Here is a 21,379-nt window from a genome sequence, read left to right on the forward strand (position 1 = left end):
CTCCTCCGTTTCTCTTTCGTAAACTTGATTTTAATTTGCGCCGGGCGATTACTTGCCGCTCAGCGCCCGTTCCAGCCAGACAGAAGCCACATCCATGGCGGCGTACAGGCTGTCCTTTTCACTCTTCTTGACCACACGGTCCCGGCTCTTCAGGTCGGGGTCGGTGAGCTGCAGCTGAACGCTGACCTTGGTAGCTACGTCCATATCGTCCACCTTTTTGGTGTCCAGAACCTGCAGCATGATAATGTATTTCTCGGCCATGGTGCCGTAGTAAATCAGGTTGTCTTTCCGGCGCAGGGGATGTCCCTTATAGGAAAGAGGAATCTTCTCCGAAGCCATGTCGTTCCTCCTCAAAGTTTGATGTTGTAACCGAATTGTAACACATTCGTAACCAGTTGTCAAACCCTTCTGTTTCTTTTTTAAGGATTTCTTTCGTTTGTCTAATTTTTCTATTAAAAATAGGTCAGATACCCAGAGATATCCCCCCTTTTCCAATATATTCTTTGACATTTCCCCAGAATTCGTGTACAATGTAAGCCGTTTGTAAATTCTATGTTAAAAAAAGAGGAGACTGTCTGAAATGAACCAATGGCTCCGCCGTTTAGACCTGCGGCGGAACAGGGCGCTTTTGCTCCAGGCTGCCCTGCTCCTGGTGCCGCCGGTGACGGCCTTTTATTTGATGCAGTTTATTCTTGGAGCTTATCCCTGGCAGATGTCGCTGGGCGTGGTGGTCGCCAACGCCATCTGCATCGGCGCGGTCTACTACCTGCTGTGTGCCCTCACCGGCCGCTGGGTCATCAGCTGCGTGCTGTTACATATCATCAGCGGAATCTGGGGCGCGGCCAATTATTTTGTCTCGGTCTACCGCGGCACCCCGGTGCTGCCCTGGGACCTCACCGCCCTGGGCACTGCCTCCGCGGTCTCCAGCAGCTATGACTTTACCCCCACCTGGCAGATGGCCCTCTCCATCGCCGGAGTGGTGGTGGTGTGCGTGTTGCTGTGGCGCAAGGCCGGTTCCGGCCGCCTTCCCCTGGTCAGCCGCCTTGCCTGTGTGGTCGGCTGCCTGCTGTGTCTCATTCCCATTCTCCAGCCCACCCGTCTGGGCTGGTTCGGCGTGAAAACCGACGTGTGGGACCAGACCGGCGCCTACCGTACCAGCGGCTCTCTGGCTACCTTCCTGCGCAACACGGAATTTATGGAAGTAGAAGAGCCGGAGGACACCTCTGTGGAGCGCTTGGGCCAGATCATGGAGCAGGCGGAGCAGACCGACATTCCCCTCCAGACCTCGGTGGACCACCCCAATATCATCGCTATTATGAATGAGTCCTGGGCCGACTTTGAGGAGTTCGGTAATCTGGAACTCACCGAGAGCGTCACCGACTACATCTCTTCCCTGGACAACGCCATCTGGGGGCACGCCTATGCCTCCGTGTTCGGCGCGGGCACCAGCGCCAGTGAGTTTGAGTTTTTGACCGGAAACTCCATGGCCTTCCTGCCCTCGGGCAGCATCCCCTATCAGCAATATATTTTAAAGGATACACCCTCTCTGGCCTCCCTGCTGCGGGAGGAGGGCTACGAGACCCGTGCCTTCCACCCCGGCGAGCTCACCTCCTGGCAGCGCAACCAGGCCTATCCCCTGCTGGGCTTTGACAGCTTCAAGTGCGGCGAGGATATGAACGTGCCCCAGACCATGGAGCACGGTTACGTCAGCGATCAGTCGGACTTCGAGCAGATCATCTGGGAGTTTGAGCACAAAGAAGAGGGACAGCCCCTCTTCCTGTTCAATGTCACTATCCAGAACCACGGCAGCTACACCGTAAAGGACTACCCCGCTCAGGTGCAGCTGACCGATCAGCCCGGGAAATATCCCATGGCGGAGCAGTACCTCACCCTGGCCAACAAGACTGACGAGGCCTTCAAGACCCTGGTGGACTACTTCTCCCAGTGCGATGAGCCCACCATCATCGTCATGTTCGGCGACCACCAGCCCTCGGTGGAGCAGGAATTCCTGGACAAGGCCTATGGGGTCACCCAGGATCAGATGACCATGGAGCAGTACATGGATAAGTTCCGGGTCCCCTTCGTCATCTGGGCCAACTACCCCCTGGAACTGGAAGGCCCCCAGGAAACCAGCCTGAACTTCCTGTCCCAGTATCTGCTCTCTTACAGCGGTATCCCCACCGATTCCTATGGCCGCTTTCTTTGGTCTCTGCAGGACATTCTGCCCGCCCTCACCTTTGTAGGCTATAAGGACACGCTGGGTGCGGCATACAGCCACTTGGAGAACAACGGCTATACCTCCCTGATCGAGGACTACCAAGCCCTGCAATACGACCGGCTCTTCGGTGGAGAAGATTCCTACTTCCACGCTCAGACCTGACATACCGCCCCCTTTCCCGCCATATGATATGGGTATGGGAAAGGGGGCGGCGGCATGCGTACCAGAATTGCGGAGCTGCGTTGGAAAGAGGTTATCGGGATGGGAGACGGCAGCCGCTTTGGATTCGTAGAGGATCTGGAGGTAGACGTAGAGAGCGGCCGGGTCCGCTCTCTGGTGCTGCCCGGCCGGCGGCGGCTGTTTGGTCTGCTGGGCCGGGAAGAGGACCGGTACATCCCCTGGGAGAGCGTGCGCCGCTTCGGAGAGGACACCATCCTGGTGGAGCACGCCCCCCAATCCCGCCCACCCCGCCGGGGACGACGATAAGCCGCGTTCCAGTCCGGACAAATAGTCCGGACTTTTTTTGCTCAAATCGGGAATGAAACTCGAAAAATTCCGGGAAACTACTTGCAACCTGGACTCTCCTGTGATATACTACCAGGGCATCATGCCTGGGAGTGCTGATTTTTCGCCCAGTGCCCGGCCAAGACAGCCGGGTTGGCGGGAAATATGAGGCGCCCAGAAAGATCAAACTGAACTATTAGGAGGAAACAATCATGGCAGTCGTATCTATGAAGCAGCTGCTGGAGGCCGGCGTGCACTTCGGCCACCAGACCCGTCGGTGGAACCCCAAGATGGCCACCTACATTTACACCGAGCGTAACGGCATCTATATCATCGACCTGCAGAAGACCGTGAAGAAGCTGGAGGAGGCCTACAACTTCGTGCGCGAGCTGGGCGAGAAGGGCGAGACCCTGCTGTTCGTCGGCACCAAGAAGCAGGCTCAGGAGGCCATCAAGGAAGAAGCTTCCCGCGTTGGCATGTACTGGGTGAACGCCCGTTGGCTGGGCGGCATGCTCACCAACTTCAAGACCATGCGCGGCCGTGTGGACCGTCTCAACCAGCTCAAGAAGATGCAGGAGGACGGCACCTTCGACATGCTGCCCAAGAAGGAAGTCATGAAGCACCTGGGCGAGATCGCCAAGCTGGAGAAGTACCTGGGCGGCGTGACCGAGATGAAGAAGCTGCCCGGCGCCCTGTTTGTCGTTGACCCCCGCAAGGAGCGCAACGCCATCAACGAGGCCCGCAAGCTGCACATCCCCATCGTGGCCATCGTGGACACCAACTGCGATCCCGACGAGATCGACTATGTGATCCCCGGCAACGACGACGCCATCCGTGCCATCAAGCTGATTTCCTCTGTCATGGCTAACGCCATCCAGGAGGGCAAGCAGGGCAAGGACGAGGCCCCTGTGGAGACCGCTGAGACTGCGGAGTAATCCAAATTCGTTTGACGGCTCTGAAAGCGCCCGCCAACAGGGCGGGCGCTTTTTTAAACCGCTCCCGATAATTTAAATGGAGGTAATTCATTATGGCTATTACTGCTAAGGACGTACAGAAGCTGCGCGAGATGACCGGCGTGGGCATGATGGACTGCAAGAAGGCCCTCACCGCTTCCGAGGGTGACATCGACAAGGCCATCGAGTGGCTGCGCGAGAAGGGCCTGGCCGCTCAGACCAAGAAGGCCGGCAAGGTTGCCGCTGAGGGCGTGTCCTACGCCATCGTGGCCGACAACGGCGTGGGCGTTGTCATCGAGGTCAACTCCCAGACCGACTTCGTGGCCAAGAACGAGGTCTTCCAGGCCTTCGTTAAGGACCTGGCTCTGGTTGTCGCCAACGAGAATCCCGCCGACGTGGAGGCTCTGAAGGCCTGCACCTATCCCGGCACCGACCGCACCGTGTCCGACGTTACCGCTGACAAGGTTCTGGCTATCGGCGAGAACATCCAGATCCGCCGCTTTGTCCGTTATGCTGAGGGCGTGAACGTGCCCTACATCCACATGGGCGGCAAGATCGGCGTGCTGGTGAACATGGAGGTCGAGGGCATCGACGCTGCTCAGGTCACCGAGCTGGGCAAGGACGTGGCCATGCAGATCGCCGCCATGAACCCCGCCTATCTGGACAAGTCCGAGGTGGATCAGGCCACTCTGGACAAGGAGAAGGAGATCCAGCTGGCTCAGATGGCCAACGATCCCAAGATGGCTGCCAAGCCTGAGAAGGTGAAGCAGGGCATCGTTATGGGTAAGCTGGGCAAGTACTTCGAGGAGAACTGCCTGCTGCAGCAGGCCTTCGTCAAGGAGAACAAGACCTCCGTTGAGAAGCACGTGGCCGAGGTTGCCAAGCAGCTGGGCGGCAAGATCACCATCAAGGCCTTCACCCGCTTCGCTACCGGCGAGGGCATTGAGAAGAAGGAGGACGACTTCGCTGCTGAGGTCGCTTCCATGATTAAGTAATTTAGCTGTACTTGTCCCCCCGCAAACAAGCACATTGTCCCTAAATCATGACTTAAAAGAAGTCCAAGGTAATCGTAATGATTGCCTTGGACTCCTTTTTTAAAGTACAGCAATATGTGGTTGCAGCTCATCATGTGGTAAGCATCTGGCGGTATAGGAGTAGCCGCGCTGTGGACTTTGGTAAGGACGTTGAGGCACCAAAATAGACCCCAATATATTATGTTGCATACTGGTCACGGTATTGTTTGGGTGTCATGCCCATAACCTTTTTGAATGCCTGCCCAAAATGACTTTGGGAGGAAAACCCTAGTTGATAGGCAATTTCTCCATACGTTGCCTTAGTGTAGCGCAGATCTTGCAAGGAAGAATGGATTTTCTGCTCCATGATATAGTCCATCAGAGGGATTCCCTCTTCCTTCATAAACAGTTGAGAGAGATAATTTCGGGTTACACCCAGCTCGTCCGCCAGCTCTACAACGGTAATCTTTTGACGAAGCCGCTTTCCCACCTCTTCCTTGCATCGGGTTACCAGGGCATTTTTCTGCATTCCGCTGATATGGTCCCGAACAAGAGTGGTATAGTGCGCCTCCGTCTGTCGCGCCAGAGCAATCACTTCATCTGCATGCAGAAGCTCTTCTACCTGCAGGACATAGGCGTCGGATAAAGAATAGGCGATTTCGGATGGGATCCCGCCTGCGATGGCTGAACGGCTGGATAGGGCTATCAAGGTAATGGCTATGTTTTTAGCGTGGCGCAAAGGGTTATTGGCTAGGGTCCCAATTTCTCCCACATAGGTCTCCTGAATACTTTTGCGCAGCGACTCCAGATCGCCCCGCCGGATACTGTCCTGCTCCCGCTCCTCCTGACTATATGGATTATGGACCTTGCCTTGCCCGTTGTAATTGTCATACACATGATCCAGCTTTTTCTGAACCAGTCCTTTTAAGTGTTCCTCCTCAGTTCCCCGGGCCATGATTTCCGTCCAGCTCAGATAGATTCCGGTAAGATGGTGGTACAGCATGGACAAAAGAGAAAAGAAAAATTCCAGCGTACAGCTTGACATGCGATAGGGCTTTTGCGGATCCATATGATGAATCCGCACCATCTGCTGTGTGATCTCCTGGCTGCGCTGCACAAGGCAGCCGGGACCGATAAGAAAGATTCCCTGCTCTTTGGCATGGATGATTCCATATACCACGGCATCCAGTTCAAAATACAGCTTTGGAGCACTGATGGATGCTTTTTCCAGCAGCATGGCTTCCAAATCAGGATCACACCGCAGAGGGTCTGGGTATCCGCCTTGATCGGCATAGGTACACTGGTACTCAGCATCGGCAGTATAGCAGCGGATGGGTACATGGCTCAAATGGACCAGATGACTGCACAGCTCAGTTGTATCTAACAAGCGTATCACCCACCTTTCCATTTTATTTTACCAGGAAGGAGCTTAAAGAACTACTGTAACATGGTATTTCTTTTCCAAATCATTTACTTAAAAACAGGCGAACTATGGGGCTGTGCCCACAGTTCGCCTGTTTGTTAATCGTCTACAGGACGATCCTCGTCGGCCAGATATTCAAAGAAATCAAAGTCGGCATAGTGGCTGTGCTTCACTCGGTCGGCGCAGGTGATGCCTACCAGAGTGCCGGTAAACTCTCCAAACTTGCAGTATTCATCGGAGAAATGAGCGGTGGCAAAGCAGCGGCCGATGGCATGGTACTTCTGATTATCATAGCTCCAGAAGAACTGTGCCTTACGTCCTTCAATGGTCAGACGCAGATAGATAGGCACATCGTCCACGGGAATACGGGTATTGAGAAATTCTGTTTTCTCCCCGTTTTCCAAATGGATGATAGACAGGGCGCTGCGCCCCAGGGTCTCGCTGTAATACTTGCGCAGGTTGATATAGTTCATATTATCGTAGTACAGAATGAGACCCGCGCTGTGCTGGTGTACCTCCGGGATAAAGTCCATCTTGGTGGTGATCCGTGCATGGACGCTGGTAAGCTTACGGGCCAGGATACTCACCTTGTTCAGTGAGGTGCGGGACTCCTGACCCCGCAGGCGCACCCAACCGGGACGAGCCGTGACATCGGCAAACCGGGAGGGCATGATACGGGGGGCATAGTAAAAATTCCCCAGCTGAGGGCTGTCAAAGTCATCAAAGGCAGGCGGCATCTGGAGGGGAACCTCGGGCAAGTGGGACTCGGGGACCTCCATCTTGGCCAGATTGGAGCCGTCTGCCATCCGCAGCCAGCCATCCTCCGTCCACATCATCTTCTGGATGGCCGTCTCACGACCCAGGGTGCAGCTGAGTTCGGGAACAAAGGGGCGTGCGCACAGGTGGACCAGGTAGACCTCGCCGGTGGGCAGTTCCACATAGCTGCCATGTCCGGATTTTTGCAGTACAGAATCGGGATTGAAATACTTTGGCTTGAGGTGATCCGGGTCGCTGCGCTCGTAGGACACACCGGGCACACTGGTCACAATGGGATTTTGGGGATCTCGCTCATAGGGACCCCAGACCTGGGAACTGCGGCCCATGGTGACGCAGTGGTTATAGCCCGTGCCGCCCTCGGCGCACATGATGTAGTAATACTCCCCTCGCTTGGTCAGGTGGGGCGCTTCGATGCAGCCGCGATCTGTTCCGCCACGCCACATCCGCTTGGGGTAGCCCACAATCTCCTTCTTTACCGGGTCGTACTCCACCATGCAGATGGAGCCGGGCTTTTCATAGCCCAGGCGGGTCTCCCACTCCAAGGAGACGATGTACTTCTTGCCGTTGTCATCATGGAAAATGGAGGCGTCAAAGCCGGAGGAGTGCAGATACACCGGCTCACTCCAGGGGCCGCAGATGTCCTTGGCTGTGATCAGGTAGTTGTCCACATCAAAGTAGCGGGCATTCATAGAGTTCATCACGCCGTAGACCACGTAGAACAGATCCTCTTCCTGGCAGTAGGTGAGGCAAGGCGCCCAGATTCCCTTGGCACTGGGCAGCTTTTTTAAATCCACCTTCTCATCGTCAGTGAGAACATGGGTGTAAAGCTCCCAGTGCTTTAAGTCCCGGGAGTGATAGATGGGAATGCCGGGGAACCATTCGAAGGTGGATACTGCCAGGTAGTAGTCGTCCCCCTTGCGGCAGATGCAGGGATCGGGGTTAAAACCGGGAAGAATGGGATTTTTGATCATAGCAACACGTTCCTCCTATCAGTTACCTTCCGTTTTTCTCTTTTCCAGGTCGGCAAGGATACCGCTGAACTCCTTGTCCAGGTACCAGAACTTCATGATGATCAGGCCGCACACATACACCACAATGGGAATCCAGACGAAACAGACCTCGATGGAGAACAGGGCTTCCGCGGTCTGTACCGCGGCTTCGCCCTTATAGCCGCCAATCTCCAGGATGAGACCCAGCAGGGCGGAACCGATGCCGTTGCCGATCTTATATCCAAAGCTGCACGCACTGTTGACCAGACCCTCGGTGCGGTAACCGGTTTTCTACTCGCCGTAGTCAATGGTATCAGATACCATAGCCCACATGGTGGCGCCGCCGCAGGCATTTCCGATGCCGCGGATCACGCTGGACACCACGATCAGGTTCATAGCGCCGCCGGAATAGTTCAGCACCAGCATGCCTACAATGTCAAAAACCAGGCCCAGTGCAAAGACATTGCGCTTGCCAAACCGCTTGACCAGCATGGCGATGAAGAACATGCTCACGATCTGCACTACATTGAAGATGCCGTTGATGGTAGTAACCAGGTTCTTGTCCCCCAGAATATCCTTGGCGTAAAAGACAGTGGCGCCGCCGTTGACAGAGTACATCAGGAAGAAGAGAGCCAGCATCCCGGTCATCATGATCCAGTACTTATTCTGGAACAGTGCTTTTACGCCTGTGGCAAAGGGCACATCCTTTGCCTCTCCATCCTTGACTGCAGGACGCACACGCTCTTTGGTACCAAAGAAGTTGATGAGAAATGCCGCCACAGAGACAGCGCCCAGCACCACAAACGCCTTGGTCCAGGCAGAGGCGGTGTTGCCAAACAGCTCCACCAGGGGAAGGGTAAAGGTGTTGATGGTCAGCGTGCCGGCAGTGGCCAGCAGGTTGCGGAAAATACTCAGAACCGAGCGCTCATAGGGATTCTGGGTCATCAGGGCGTTCAGTGCGGAATAGGGAACGTTGATGGCCGTATAGACCACCGTGGAAACCAGATTGTATGTAACAAATACGTACACCAGCTTCGCCCCGGAGGACCAGCCTGTGGGGACGGAGAACAGCAGCACGCCGGACACCGCAAAGGGGATGCACATGCGCAGAAGCCACGGCCTTGCCTTGCCAAAGCGGGATTTGGTGCGGTCCACAATGACACCCATGATAATGTCGCTCACACCGTCAAACACTCTGGAAATCAGCATGATCACACCCACAGCCGCGCTGCTTACCCCGGCGTAATCGGTGTAGTAGAACATGAGGTATACCGACATGGCGGTGTAGATAATGTTGCAGCCAAAGTCGCCGCATCCATAGGAAAAGCGCTCCAGAATCTTACGAAACGTCAACTTCTCTTTTACCATTGTTTTTCCCTCTCATTCCTTGCATTTGTTAGCGTGGATCGTTAGGTGCCGCTGGATACCGGGAACCAGCCTTCGGAAACGCTCTTTCCAAAATCCCAGCAGTCCCAGCCGTACCAGTTGGGATCATTGGCAGGGTCCAGCAGCAGCTTATAGTTCCAGTAGTAGTGGCCGCAACCGTGGTTCCAGGCGTCCAACTGAGCCTGGGCAATGGAGCGGTAGAGCTGCTTGCGGTTTGTGTCAGAGAGGCGGTTGTCCTGCTGGGAGAAATCCATTCCATTGAGAACGGACTGTCCGCCTTTGGTATCTACACCCACGGCCAGAGAATTAAACAGGCTCCACTCGCCGCAGATAACATCCACATACTCCTGTACCTGGGCAATCTCCTTGGCGTAGTGTTCCTGGATATAGGAGAGGTAGCCCTCCTGAGTCTGTTCACAGCCCATGCTCTCAGCCATCATCAAATACTGATGGGTATCCAAAATTACGTTGCGGAAGTTTCCGTCCTGGAAAAAGTCCTTCCAGGCATGAAGCTGGGAGCCATCGTGGAAGACAACGTATTTATCCGCATTCATGTGCTTACGGATCCGGTCATAGGCCTTTGTATAGAAGTCACGGGGGAATTCCAGGGTAATGGGGGCGCTTCCCTTTGCCAGTTCCGGATCTACCGGAGGATAGCGGTTTGAAATATCAAACACATCCCATGCTGCATCAGTAAGCGGCTCATTCACAGGCTCGATCCCCAGCAGGCCCCTCCGTGTTCCGTAACGCTGAGCCAGCCGCTCCAGAACATCCAGCACAAAGTCCACTTCCTCAGGCATCTGGCTCCACTTGCACACGCCGGAAATGCCGCCGTTATCAAAGCCATTCTGGCGCATAGGAACGGTATGCAGATCCAGCAGGATGGAAAGTCCATATTTCTCCGCCCAGCAAAAGGCCTTGTCCAGCTCTTCGATACAGCCAACAAAGGGAGGCCGGTCTCCGAAAATGAAGTACGGAATGGGAATGCGGACACTGTTCATTCCCATGTGGGCAATGTGGGCAAAGTCCCGCTCAGTGATGTATTCGCTGCGGTGGATCTTCAGCCGCATCTCAAACATCTGCGGAGACAGCTGGTGGGCCAGGTAGTATTCATCTTCTGCAGTCGTGCCGTCAAACAGCGCAGGGCTCATCCATTTTTCCAGGACCAACCAGTTCCCTAAATTAACGCCGTTGATCTTTTTCATCATATTTTTCCCCCTTTTGGAGTGTTATCTTGGCTTAAAGTATAATTACGAACACTTTTTTGGTATATCAAAAAAGTAAGAAGCATATCAAGAACAACAGGCGAGGAGTCATTTTCGATGAAATAGATAATTGTACGCATTGTTTTTTGTGCTTAATGACGGTTACTATTGTAAAGGACCTATGCATAAGATGCCAAAGGTCTTGCTCGAATCTCCCCTGCCAAAATACCGGGATCCGCCCCGAAGCGAGCCGCATGGAGTGTGACATAAACTCAGGCAATTCCCCAGTTGGTAACCCCGCAAGCATAGTGGAAGTTCTGTTCTGAAGGCATGTGCATTTTTTAACCAAGTTCACATCGACTTTTTCCTGTGAGTACGGTATACTTTCAATGAATGATTCGCCATAGGAAAAGCCTTTGGAAAGGAATGAGTCGTCATGGTGATTGAACCTATGAAATGCGGAACAGAAGAATTTGAGGTCCACCTGCCCGAGGAGCTGATTGCAGCAGAGCTGGAACCCAATCGGGTGGAACTTCCTCAGCGGACACCGGCAGAGCACATCCGCTGGGCTCTGGATCATCCGGTGGACTCTGCACCGCTGAAGGAGCTGGTAAAGGCCGGGGATAAGGTGTGCATTGTCATCTCCGATGTCACTCGCCGCTGGCAGTCTCCGGAAACCTATATCCCGGTGCTGATCGCGGAACTGGAATGCGCCGGCATCCGGGATGAGGACATGCTGATCATCTCCGCCACCGGGACACACCGCCGCCAGACCCCGGAAGAGCACATGGGCCTGGTGACAAAGGAGGTCTACGAGCGCATTGAGCTGGTGGATCATGTGTGTACCGATGAGGAAAACCTCTCTTATGTGGGCACCACCTCCCGGGGAACTCCGGTGTGGCTGGATAAGCGGGCTCTGGCTTGCGACAAAATCATCCTCACAGGAGGTGTGGTATACCACTTCATGGCAGGCTTCGGCGGCGGCCGCAAGAGCATTCTCCCCGGCATTGCCGGCCGGGAGACCATTATGAAAAACCACAATCTGGCGCTGAATCCCGGTCTTGGAAACGGCTCCAATCCCCAGGTACGCAGCGCCAATATGAATGCGACTAACCCAGTCCATGCCGATATGATGGAAGCGTGCTCCATGGTCAGCCCCACTTTCCTGGTGAACGTGGTGGTCAACGATGACCAGCAGGTCATCGCCGCCTTTGCCGGCAACTGGATCACCGCCCACCGGGCGGCATGCGACCTGGTCGACCGGATGTACGGTGTACCGGCCAAGGAAAAGACACCTCTGGTAATTGCCAGTGCCGGCGGCTTTCCGAAAGATCTGAACTTCTATCAGACCATCAAAACCCTCTCCAATGCTCTGGAGGTGGTAGATGAGGGAGGCACTATTATTTTGGTGACCCGGTCCCAGGAGGGCTTTGGCAATGGGGATACCCAGCGCCAGATTGCGGGTTTTGCTACTATGGTAGAACGGGAAAAGGATCTGCGTGAAAATTTCTCCATCGGTGCGTTCATCGGTTACCTCTTTGCTGAGAGTGCCGAAAAGTACCATATGATCGTCGTCACCGGTATGGAGCAGGCGGACTTCGGCACCTCTAAGATCCATGTGGTCAAAACCCTGGATCAGGCTCTGGCGCTGTCGCGGGAGCTCAATGGCGGCAAAGACCTGCGTGCCACACTGATGCCCCACGGTGCAAATACTCTGCCCAAGTTTGCATAAACTTTATAAAAAATCCGGATGGGAAACTCCATCCGGATTTTTTATAAGCCAGCCAGCTGGTCTTTGCCCCTGCCCCACTTATAACTTGAAAACCACCCCAGGAAATGCTATATTTTATACCTGAAACAAATTTTTCTTCGATCCCATAAGGTTCAATGTAAAGTTGAAAACACTTTGGCGAGCCGCCCGTGGTCAAACCCATTGTGATTAGGATGATCACAAGCCAAGCACTTATATTATTCAGGCCCGAGGCAGAGCCTCGGGCCTTTTTATGGAGGTGTCCCATGCGTCCCATTTTGATCATCGGCACCCGCGGTGCGGGCAAGACCACTCTCATCCGCCGCCTGCTCTCAGATACGTCCCGCCCGGTGCGGGGATTTTATACTGCCAACCTGCCAACCGAGCCGCCAGGCACGCACAGCACCTATCTGCACCCCGCCTGGCAGTCCCCGGAGGAGCGCACCTACACGCCGGACAATCAGGTAGGCCGCTGGAACGGACAGACTATGCACGCCTTTCCCTCAGTGTTTGACACCCTTGGGGTATCCTGTCTGGCCAATATACCTCCGCAGTCTTTGGTGGTCATGGACGAACTGGGCTTTCTGGAGTCCCAGGCTCCCCGGTTTACTCAGGCGGTGCTGGACGCTCTGAGCGGCCCCGCCCAGGTCCTTGCCGCGGTGAAGGACCGTCCCGATGTTCCCTTTCTCCAGGCCGTCCTGGCCCATCCCGAGGCACAGGTATTCCGTCTGACCCCGGAAAACCGCCAAGAGCTCTATGGACAGATCCGTGCACTGTTATGACCTCTGCCGCTTCACTCCCTGGGCACTGAGGGCAGCCAGATAGAGCACCACCCCAAAGGCCGCTCCCGCCAGATTGGCCCACAGCGCTCCCGTCCCCCAGTCCTTCAGGGCGCGCACCAGCAGATTGGTGGTCAGCGCCATGAGCAGGGTGGCCAACCCTGGAGCGGTGAGCCAGCGAAACAGCTCCAGCCGCAGCCCGGTGCAGACAATCAGCCGCTGGGCACACAGCAACAGTCCCAACACAGTGGAAACCCCGGTACTGACCACAAAGCCCTCCATCCCCATCTTGGGCACCAGCCAGGCGGTCAGGGCCAGCTGCACCCCGTCGCACAAAATGGAGATCCAGGCCACGCTCCCCTGTCGCCCCACACCGTTCAGGGCAGCGCCCAGCACCGCCTGATAGCAGCTCAGCGCCATGATGGCAGCCAGAGGGACCAGGAACTCCCCTACTCCATCCTGGTGGAACAGAGCCCCGCCCAGGTCACTCCCCACCACTGCCATCAGTCCCATGGAGGGCAGCGCCAGCAGAGACACCGTGGTCATGGATTGAGAAATATTCTCCCGGATCTCCTCCTTATGTCCCAATGCAGCGCAGTGAGACAGCCGGGGCACCATGACCAGATTCATGGCTCCCAGAAATACCGTAGGAAGGGCCAGCATGGGCAGCGTCATGCCGCACACCACGCCAAACTCCGCCATGGCGGCACTGCGGTCCATCCCTCCCTCCACCAGCTTGCGGGGGATCAGGGTGGCATTGATGGCCCCCATCACATTGCCCAGCAGAGCGTTGCAGCCCACCGGAAAGGCAATGGTGGCAATTCTGCGCCGCCGGATTCCGGCCCGCTCCCCCGGCCCCATCAGCCCCTGGCGGCGCTTTCGGCGGTGAAAAAGAGCAGAAAGGGTGGCAGACGAGAACAATTCGCAGATCACCATGCCGGTGACAATGAGCCCCACTACCCGCTCCGGATATTGGGGCAGGAAGAGAGTCAGCAGTCCCAGCACCGCCGCCGTGCGTACCAGCTGCTCCAGCAGCTCCACCACCGCCGGCGGCCCTACCAACCCCGCGCCGTAAAAGAAGTGCTTGTGGATATTCTCCACCCCGGTGAGGGCGGCGCAGGGCACCAGCAGCATCAGCCCCAGCTGGGTTCGGGCATCACCCAGGAGATAGACGGAAATGGGATCGCTGAACACAATGACCGCCGCTCCCACCGGCAAGATCAGCAGCATGAGCCACCGCAGACAGGAGCTCACGATCTGTGCTGCACCCCGACTGTTTTCCCAGGCCAGATACTGGGAGGTGAGATTGGATACCGCCGCCGTCAGTCCCACTGCGGTCAGGGACAACAGTACCGAGAAGGCGGGCATCACCAGCTGATAGAGGCCCATGACCTCCGCCCCCACCATCCGGGACAGGGCCACACGGTACCCAAAACCCAGCAGCTGGGACAGTGCCCCCAGCACAGTCAGCAGCACCACGCTGCGCCGGGCGGCGCTTTTGTATTCCTGATCCACGTCCATCCCCCCTTCCCTCCACTCTATTCGCCATCCCTGCCGGATATGTGGCCTTTCAGACCTTGCCCCGGCGGGGTTTCTATTGTATAATGTAGTGGACTAAAATGCATTCCCTCAGAACAGATGCGCTTGGCGCAAAAAATAAGGAGGAACCTGAGTTATGGCATTTGTAGATCTGGAACAGCGCGGCTCCATCGGTATTCTTACTATGAACCGGTCGGAGGCCCTCAACGCTCTGAACGATCAGGTCCTGCGGGACCTGGACGCCGCCCTGGATGCGGTGGAGGCCAATGATGAGATTCTGGTGGTCATCCTCACCGGCGCGGGCCGCTCCTTTGTGGCCGGAGCCGACATCGGCCAGATGAAGGACTTTACTTCTGTCCAGGCCAAGAAGTTCGGCGCCTACGGCAACAGCGTCTTCCTGAAGCTGGAGAACTTCCCCAAGCCCGTCATCGCCGCGGTCAACGGCTTTGCTCTGGGCGGCGGCTGCGAGCTGGCTATGTCCTGCGACATCCGTCTGGCCAGTGAGAAGGCCAAGTTCGGCCAGCCCGAGGTGGGCCTGGGCATCACCCCCGGTTTCGGCGGCACTCAGCGTCTGGCCCGCATTGTGGGCGTGTCCAACGCCATGGAGCTCATCCTCACCGCCAAGGTCATCAAGGCTGAGGAGGCCAAGGAGATGGGCCTGGTCAGCCACGTATATCCTGCTGAGGAGCTGATGGACAAGGCCATGGAGCTGGCCCAGGCCATCGCTGCCAATGCCCAGGTGGCCGTGCGGCAGTCCAAGGCTGCCATCCGCCACGGTCTGCAGACCGATATGTACACCGGCGCCGCCTTTGAGGCCGAGGCCTTTGGCCTGTGCTTCTCCACCGAGGATCAGAAGGACGCCATGACCGCCTTTGTCAACAAGGACAAGGTTACCAGCTTTAAAAACCGCTGATAGGTCCCAAAACGGGGCTGCGGCCGGCGCTTATGCGCCGGCCGCAGCCTTGTAATGGGCGTAATTCCAGCACCGCCGTGAAAGGAGTTTGATCCATGCTGAACATCGGAGACGTCTTCTCCAATCTGGTGGGCCTGTTTCTGCTCATCGCCGTGGGATACGCCGCGGTAAAACTTCAGGTCCTCCCCGTCTCCTCCACCAAGCTGCTGAGCAATCTGCTCATGCAGATCACCCTGCCCGCCACCATTCTGGTCTCCCTGGTGCGGCCCTACGACGCCGCCTTTATCCGGGACGGGGTACTCATTGCGATACTTGGAACGGTGCTGTACCTTCTCTATGGCCTGCTGTCCCTGCCAGCCTGCCGCCTTTTCCATGTCGGTGAGGGACGCAGAGGCGCATGGATCTTCTCCGCTATGTTCAGCAACAATGGCTTTATGGGCTTTCCCGTAGCCCTTGCTCTCTTTCAGGAAGAAGGGTTGGCTCTGGCGGTATTTCTGGGTATTCCCTTTAATCTGCTGGCCTACACACTGGGCGCCAAGCTCATGTGCATGGACCACGAGTCAGAGGACTCCAGCCCACCGCCCTCCTGGCGCTCCATCCTGCTGACCAGCGTCAACGGCGCCATTCTGCTGGGGCTGGTAATGTACGTGGCGCAAATTCCCATTCCCGACGTGCTGTCCACTCCCCTCACCCATCTCTCCAATATTACCACTCCCCTGTCCATGCTGGTTATCGGTATGAATCTGACCGAGGGACGGGTGGGCGATCTGCTGCGGGATCGGGACGTCTTTTCCGTCTCCTTTCTGCGCCTCGTCTTCTTCCCGGTCCTTACCTGGGCCATTTTGCGGCTGCTGCCCATCTCCAATCCTCTGGTGGTGGGGGTGACTCTGATCATTATGGCCATGCCTTCCCCGGCCATTAGCGCCATTCTGGCGGAGAGCTATCACTCGGACAAGGAGTTCGCCTCCCGGTCGGTATTTCTCTCCAGCCTGCTGTGTCTTATTTCTATCCCGCTGATCTCTCTGCTTTTGTAACAGAGCTGAAAAAAGAAAAAAACGGGCCTTCGCCCGCTTCCATACGATGATAAAAAAGAAATGACCCTTGACTGCTTGTTTCGTAATCCAATGCAGTCAAGGGTCATTTCTGGTGGTTCTTGTTATCTAACATCATATGGTTACCTCACTTTCTATTGATTCGCATCTACCACACGTTCCGTTTACAGGATATCGATTTCTGCCATTCAACTTTTGTTGCCGCGCGTTCACTTCGCCGTGCATCCTCGCTTATGAGGTTCTGTGCTGTTGTGCGATCTCATGCTTCCTGCAACATCCTGTGGCATTTGCGTGACCAGATATACACTGTATCCTACCAGCTGATCTTGTACGGGGTTCAGAGCTTACCATTGGTTTACGCAGGTCCTGTTCGATTTCCCTGGCATTTTTGCTACCCATTGAATTCTTCTCTGCGTTCGGGATCTTGATTTCTCTTCAGCTTACCAAACTCTCATGAGTTTTTCCTGGTCCGCCGGGTACTGACAAGGTTTACCGAATTTTACTTGCCAATCTGGAATTCTTAAGATATAAACTTGCCTTAGATCTTTAAGGTGCCTTTGTTTTCCTTCGGGTCGATCTGTATTCCGATACAGGTTTGACAGCTTATGTTTTTGATTTACCAGGGATTTGATATATCTCAACTTTCTGCTGTCGGATCAGGTGTATCTGGTATCTAGGTTTGCTACCACATTGGTATCACCCTTTCTGGTTATAATATAGCACCCGCCCTATAATTTGTCAACGGTTTTTGGAGGAAATTACAATTCATTTTACAAGTTTTTGAAAATTACTTGCAAAAAGGGCGTGCCGCTGGGCACGCCCTTTTTTAAATCCGTTCCGGCGGCGCATCGCCCGCCAAATCCATCAGATATTCGTAGTACGGTTTCAGGAAACAGAAGCCCTGTGCCACCTGCTGGACCAGCTCAGGCTGGAACAGCAGGCCCTCACAATTTTCATCCCGGGTCAGGGAGATACTCTTGCGGTTGTACCAGGGGTACAGCAGAGGTCCCGGGTCCCCCTTGGGCCGCTTGTACTGCTCCCCTTCCAGCGCAAAGCCGGAGCCCTCCAGCTTCCGGGCCAGCTTCTCCAGGGGCTTGGGGTCCCGGTCGATGCGGGCACGGAGCTTGGCCATGGTAACAGGGGTGGGGTCGTAGCAGCCCATGCCGAAGCTGTAATACTCCGGGGCGATCTCAAAATAGAACGCCGGCAGACTGGCCCACCGCTCCTTGGGACGGCGCAGGGTAAACCACAGGTGATCCTTATAAGGTCCCCGGCCGTGGAGCCGCCGGGCATCCCGGTATATCCGGGAGACATGGAGGTTGAGTCCCAGTTCCGGGGATTTCTCCTCCATGACCTGCTGGACCTCCTCCCCCAGTTGGCGCAGGGGCTCAGCCACGTAGGTCAGATACTCCTGCTTGTGCTCCAAAAACCAGCTGCGTTCGTTATGGAAGCGGATCCCCCACAGGAAATCCACTGCTTGCTGTGAAAAACCTTGAAACATGTTGTGCTCCTTCAGGATGCCTGACTGCTGGCCCCTCCTGCCGACTGATCCGGCGTACTGCTGGACGAGGAGGCCCCGGAATCCGTGCCCTGGCTGCCGGAATCGATGGGCTGTTCCGGTTCAGGCTGAGGTTCGGGCTGGGGCTGCGGCGGCACGCCGTTGACCCAGGTGGAGGGATCGCCGTCGGCGGGGTTATACAAAATGGTCTTGGGACGCATCTTGTAGGTGCTGGAGGTCATCTGCTGCTTCTCCACCAGATTGCCGTTTTTGTCGTAGATATAGCGGTAGGTACTGGCACTCACGCCGGTATAGGGGTTCTGCTTGCTGTCCACCTTGGTGGTTCCGCGGGGGATAGACTCATCTGCTTTATACTGGGTAGTGGGAGAGACCCAGTCATAAGTAGTGCTCTTGGGCACGGCGTAATAACCGGTCTCGTTGGTGCCGTAGATCTCTACGGTGAGCTTGCGCTTGCCGCCCTGGTCGTAGCTGCGGGTAACGATCTTCACGGGATAGTTGGTGTTGTTTTTAAAGCGGAAATCCGTCAGACCATAGTATACCGTGGCGTCCATGCCCTCATCCACATAACCGGTGTTATACATGTGGGCCTTGCGCTCCACCACCTCCAGGGTGGTGTGCAGGACGGCGTAGTAGATGGTAGAGGAGGTCTGGCAGATGCCGCCGCCTACCTCGTCCACCGAGGCGCCGCCGGAGTACACCGGCGCGGACAGATAGCCCTTGGAGGCAGTGCGGCTGCCGGTGGTGTTGTTGTAGGAGAAGATCTCTCCGGGCATAAGGACCACGCCGTTGCAGGCCTGGGCGGAGAGCTTTACGTTGTGCTTGCGGTTGGAAGAGCCGCTGACGTTGGTGGTACCGCTGCCCAGCAGATCCCGGAACAGCTTGGCCTGCAGGCTCTCCTTGGTCTCATTGGGCTGGGTCAGGGTGAGAGGGATGGAGACGGTCTCGCCCTCGGCCGCAGACTGATAGGCCGCCTTGGCCTGTTCCACGTCAAAGTCTACGCCTACCACATGGTCCGTGGCCTGATAGGTCTCGGGGTCCACGGTGGCATCCACAGGCTCGGTGTGCAGTTCTTCATACATGGCCTCAAAATCAGGCTCCCGGGGGCTCTCTTCGTGGGCGGTGAGGGTCACCGTCTCCGCCTGTACCGCTTCGCCCCGCAGCTGCTGGCTGATCTCATCGGTCAGAGCCTGTTTGACCTGCTGCTCCGACTGCTCCCGGTCAATGGCCACACCGGTAACGCCCTTGGTGATCTTCAGGGCATCGCCCTCCACCACATAGGCGGCCTCGGTGATGCCGCCGCCGGCCAGCTGATCGGCCTCGTCCAGCAGCGCATTCAGCTCTTCTTTTCCGCTCTCGCTCCAGTCCAGCACCAGATCCACGTCCTGCTTCATTCCCATCAGGCTGCCCAGATAGGCGCCGCCCTGAAGCAGGAAGTTACTCCGGCCGGCTTCCCACGCCTGCCGGACGCAGTCATCTGCCTCCAGGCTGAGGGCACTGCCGCTGATGCTGCCGCTCCAGGTGCCGTACTCCACCGGCAGGGTGACGCTCTTGGCCTGGGTCATGCTCTGCTCCAGGGTGGACTTTGCCTGCTCCTGGGTCATTCCGCCCACGGACACGCCGCCCACATGGACGCCCTTCATGATAGTCTGGGAGCCGCCCACCCAGGCACACAGGCCCACATAGGCGCCGACCACCACAACCGCTGCCGCTCCGATTCCGATGAGCAATTTCTTTTTCTTTGGGTTCATAGGGCCCTTGGCCCCATTGTTTTGGACCCGACTACCTTCCATATGACGTTACCTCCGCGCATCGGCCCGCAGCCGATACGTTTTTCTGTTTATTTCTCCACACAGATTCAGAATTTTATGGATATTTCTCCCTGATCCTGCGTGTTTCTGGAGATCATGACCCATTATAGCACCCCTGTTTTCCCCTTACAATTACAGAACAGTTACAACTGTCTTTCCCAAATTTCCCCTTTGGAGCAAAATATTTGGACCGCCCTTTACTTTTTTGCGCCCTTGGGGTATCATGTTTTTTACCCAGGTCCTCCTGTCTGTTTTCAGGATCTGCATCCATTGTATGCGCCTTTAATCAATTTTAAGAAAATCTCAATTCGTTTTTGACACATCTCTGCTACAATATCCTTGTTAAGTCGGCCGCCCTGCGGCCTGCTATCGGAGGGAAAAGCCATTATGTCAAACTATCAATATCAGAGGGGAAACCGAAACAACGGCGATCTGACCTATTGGATCCTCGCCGTGGTATTTCTGGTCTGTATGCCGCCCATCGGCTTTTTTATGATCGTTCTGAAACTGCTGGGCGGAAAAAAGCGCACCGGACGCAGCGCCACCACCTATGCCCGCCGTCCCGATGCCGCGCCGGTAGGAGCCAGAACCACCTCTCCCCAGCCCGCTGCTGAGCTCACCGCCGAAGGCCGTAACGCCCAGCTGGCCGCGCTGGAGCGCAAGGGCCGCACCATGACCATTGTGGGCGCCGTACTTACCGCGGTTTTCCTCTTTCTCTCCCTCTCCAGTGTCAGCAACGCCTTTTATTGGCTGCTTCACGGAGATGTCGTATGGTTTTTGGAAGACATGATGAACCTGCTGCCCATCTTCTGCTTCCTGGGCGGCGGCGCCGGATGCCTGTTTGTGGGGCTTCGCCGGCAGAAGAAGGTACGCCGCTTCCGCCAGTATCTGGCCATGATCGGCCGGCGCACCAGCATCTCCCTGGCCTCCCTGGCCTCCGCCACCGGCACCTCCCCCGCCAAAGTGAAGGATGACCTGGAGGACATGTTGGAGGAGAACCTGTTCCCCAACGGCTACCTGGATCTGGGCAGCGGCATGCTGGTGATCTCGGGCGACGGCCTGTCCGATCCTCCCAAGGAGGAGCCTAAGCAGCCGGAACAGCCCAAAGAGGAGCGTCCCCAGGACGCGGTACTGGATGAGATCCGCGCTGTCAACGACGCCATCGATAACCCCCGGCTCAGCCAGCAGATCGACCGCATCGGCGTCATCACCGCCAAAATTCTGGACTACCAGCGACAGCACCCGGAGAAATCTCCCCAGCTGCACAGCTTTTTGAGCTACTATCTCCCCACCACGCTGAAGATCCTCCGGGCCTATGCCCAGTTGGAGGACCAGGAGGTGGCAGGTGAAAACATCACCGCCGCTATGGAACGCATTGAAGGCATGATGGATAAGGTCGTGGAGGGCTTTGAAAAACAGCTGGACCAGCTGTTCCAGGGAGACGCCCTGGACATCACCTCCGACGTGGAGGTACTGGAGCGGATGCTCTCCAAAGACGGCCTGTCCTCCAAGGACAGTATCCGCCTGGAGCTTTAAAAGATAAAAGGAAAA

The 21,379-nt window shown here is 56.2% G+C and carries 16 protein-coding genes and 1 pseudogene; 9 read left to right on the top strand and 8 right to left on the bottom strand.

Annotated features, from left to right (window positions below; translation table 11 throughout):
• Nucleotides 1-48 precede the first annotated feature (48 nt).
• A complete protein-coding gene (locus ACEVJL_RS04085; RefSeq protein ID WP_008981749.1) occupies nt 49-339 on the bottom strand; it encodes a hypothetical protein in 291 nt (96 codons plus the stop codon).
• A gap of 241 nt (nt 340-580) precedes the next feature.
• Between ACEVJL_RS04085 and ACEVJL_RS04090 the strand changes: the two genes are divergently transcribed.
• From ACEVJL_RS04090 to tsf, 4 genes are all read left to right on the top strand, one after another.
• Nucleotides 581-2,380, top strand: a complete 1,800-nt coding sequence (locus ACEVJL_RS04090) for an LTA synthase family protein (RefSeq protein WP_374736945.1) — start codon at nt 581-583, stop codon at nt 2,378-2,380.
• A gap of 54 nt (nt 2,381-2,434) precedes the next feature.
• Nucleotides 2,435-2,704, top strand: a complete 270-nt coding sequence (locus ACEVJL_RS04095) for a YlmC/YmxH family sporulation protein (protein WP_008981747.1) — start codon at nt 2,435-2,437, stop codon at nt 2,702-2,704.
• 230 nt (nt 2,705-2,934) lie between these two features.
• Nucleotides 2,935-3,657, top strand: a complete 723-nt coding sequence (gene rpsB / locus ACEVJL_RS04100; RefSeq protein WP_008981746.1) for a 30S ribosomal protein S2 — start codon at nt 2,935-2,937, stop codon at nt 3,655-3,657.
• A 92-nt stretch (nt 3,658-3,749) separates the two neighbouring features.
• Nucleotides 3,750-4,670 carry a translation elongation factor Ts gene (gene tsf, locus ACEVJL_RS04105; protein WP_008981745.1) on the top strand — a complete coding sequence of 307 codons (921 nt, stop codon included), beginning with the start codon at nt 3,750-3,752 and terminating at the stop codon, nt 4,668-4,670.
• A gap of 217 nt (nt 4,671-4,887) precedes the next feature.
• Here tsf and ACEVJL_RS04110 read toward each other — a convergent pair whose 3' ends face one another.
• The 4 genes and pseudogenes from ACEVJL_RS04110 to ACEVJL_RS04125 form a co-directional block, all read right to left on the bottom strand.
• Nucleotides 4,888-6,075 (bottom strand): helix-turn-helix domain-containing protein, encoded by a 1,188-nt coding sequence (locus ACEVJL_RS04110; RefSeq protein WP_325207919.1) that lies wholly within the window; start codon nt 6,073-6,075, stop codon nt 4,888-4,890.
• Between the two features lie 134 nt (nt 6,076-6,209).
• Nucleotides 6,210-7,859, bottom strand: a complete 1,650-nt coding sequence (locus ACEVJL_RS04115; protein ID WP_302670664.1) for a glycoside hydrolase family 43 protein — start codon at nt 7,857-7,859, stop codon at nt 6,210-6,212.
• 18 nt (nt 7,860-7,877) lie between these two features.
• Nucleotides 7,878-9,245, bottom strand: a pseudogene (locus ACEVJL_RS04120) (MFS transporter).
• A 41-nt stretch (nt 9,246-9,286) separates the two neighbouring features.
• Entirely contained in the window at nt 9,287-10,471 is a 1,185-nt protein-coding gene (locus tag ACEVJL_RS04125) for a glycoside hydrolase family 5 protein (protein ID WP_374736947.1), read from the bottom strand.
• Between the two features lie 433 nt (nt 10,472-10,904).
• On the opposite strand from ACEVJL_RS04125, the gene ACEVJL_RS04130 reads away from it, so the two are divergent.
• Together ACEVJL_RS04130 and ACEVJL_RS04135 are read left to right on the top strand one after the other, a co-directional pair.
• Entirely contained in the window at nt 10,905-12,200 is a 1,296-nt protein-coding gene (locus ACEVJL_RS04130; RefSeq protein ID WP_374736948.1) for a lactate racemase domain-containing protein, read from the top strand.
• Between the two features lie 284 nt (nt 12,201-12,484).
• Nucleotides 12,485-13,000, top strand: coding sequence for a nucleoside-triphosphatase (locus tag ACEVJL_RS04135; protein WP_374736949.1), 516 nt, complete (start codon nt 12,485-12,487; stop codon nt 12,998-13,000).
• Here the strand turns inward: ACEVJL_RS04135 and ACEVJL_RS04140 are convergent.
• Nucleotides 12,995-14,518 carry an oligosaccharide flippase family protein gene (locus ACEVJL_RS04140; RefSeq protein ID WP_374736950.1) on the bottom strand — a complete coding sequence of 508 codons (1,524 nt, stop codon included), beginning with the start codon at nt 14,516-14,518 and terminating at the stop codon, nt 12,995-12,997. The two genes, ACEVJL_RS04135 and ACEVJL_RS04140, sit on opposite strands and share 6 nt — an antisense overlap.
• 154 nt (nt 14,519-14,672) lie before the next feature.
• On the opposite strand from ACEVJL_RS04140, the gene ACEVJL_RS04145 reads away from it, so the two are divergent.
• Both ACEVJL_RS04145 and ACEVJL_RS04150 read left to right on the top strand, forming a co-directional pair.
• Nucleotides 14,673-15,449 (top strand): enoyl-CoA hydratase-related protein, encoded by a 777-nt coding sequence (locus ACEVJL_RS04145; RefSeq protein WP_374736951.1) that lies wholly within the window; start codon nt 14,673-14,675, stop codon nt 15,447-15,449.
• A gap of 95 nt (nt 15,450-15,544) precedes the next feature.
• A complete protein-coding gene (locus tag ACEVJL_RS04150; protein ID WP_020989908.1) occupies nt 15,545-16,483 on the top strand; it encodes an AEC family transporter in 939 nt (312 codons plus the stop codon).
• Between the two features lie 844 nt (nt 16,484-17,327).
• On the opposite strand, the gene ACEVJL_RS04155 is transcribed toward ACEVJL_RS04150, so the two are convergent.
• Both ACEVJL_RS04155 and ACEVJL_RS04160 read right to left on the bottom strand, forming a co-directional pair.
• Nucleotides 17,328-18,002 carry a DUF2461 domain-containing protein gene (locus tag ACEVJL_RS04155; RefSeq protein WP_374736952.1) on the bottom strand — a complete coding sequence of 225 codons (675 nt, stop codon included), beginning with the start codon at nt 18,000-18,002 and terminating at the stop codon, nt 17,328-17,330.
• Nucleotides 18,003-18,013: 11 nt separating this feature from the next.
• Nucleotides 18,014-19,810, bottom strand: a complete 1,797-nt coding sequence (locus ACEVJL_RS04160) for a VanW family protein (protein WP_374736953.1) — start codon at nt 19,808-19,810, stop codon at nt 18,014-18,016.
• Between the two features lie 405 nt (nt 19,811-20,215).
• Between ACEVJL_RS04160 and ACEVJL_RS04165 the strand changes: the two genes are divergently transcribed.
• Nucleotides 20,216-21,364, top strand: a complete 1,149-nt coding sequence (locus tag ACEVJL_RS04165; protein ID WP_374736954.1) for a 5-bromo-4-chloroindolyl phosphate hydrolysis family protein — start codon at nt 20,216-20,218, stop codon at nt 21,362-21,364.
• Nucleotides 21,365-21,379 lie beyond the last annotated feature (15 nt).

Source organism: Flintibacter porci (assembly GCF_041925195.1).
GTDB lineage: Bacteria > Bacillota > Clostridia > Oscillospirales > Oscillospiraceae > Lawsonibacter > Lawsonibacter porci.